This window comes from Sulfuricella sp. T08 (assembly GCF_000971475.1).
Classification (GTDB): Bacteria; Pseudomonadota; Gammaproteobacteria; order Burkholderiales; family Sulfuricellaceae; genus Sulfuricella.
Genome location: NZ_DF967569.1, coordinates 1 through 205, shown reverse-complemented (window position 1 = coordinate 205; position 205 = coordinate 1). Strand labels below are relative to the sequence as shown.

General features: G+C 59.0%; 1 protein-coding gene. It reads right to left on the bottom strand.

Annotated features, from left to right (window positions below; genetic code table 11):
* The coding region (locus SCT_RS17350; RefSeq protein WP_159107921.1) for a hypothetical protein at positions 1-205 on the bottom strand (205 nt) is incomplete at both ends.

The following is a 205-nucleotide window of genomic DNA, read 5'->3' as shown; positions in this document are numbered from 1 at the left end:
CGTTCAGAGTAACGGCGCACCGGCCAAGCCGCGAGCAAGCTCAGCATCAGCAACGCATGCTGAAATGTGTGTCCGGTCAGGGTAGAGCTTGAGAAGGTTCCGCCGGGATAAAGGAGGTGATCTTCGACCACGGTAAGGCGCATCTGTTGGAGGTTCAGCGCTACCACTGCTTCGCCGCGGTTGTCCTGAATCCCCAGGCTCAGGA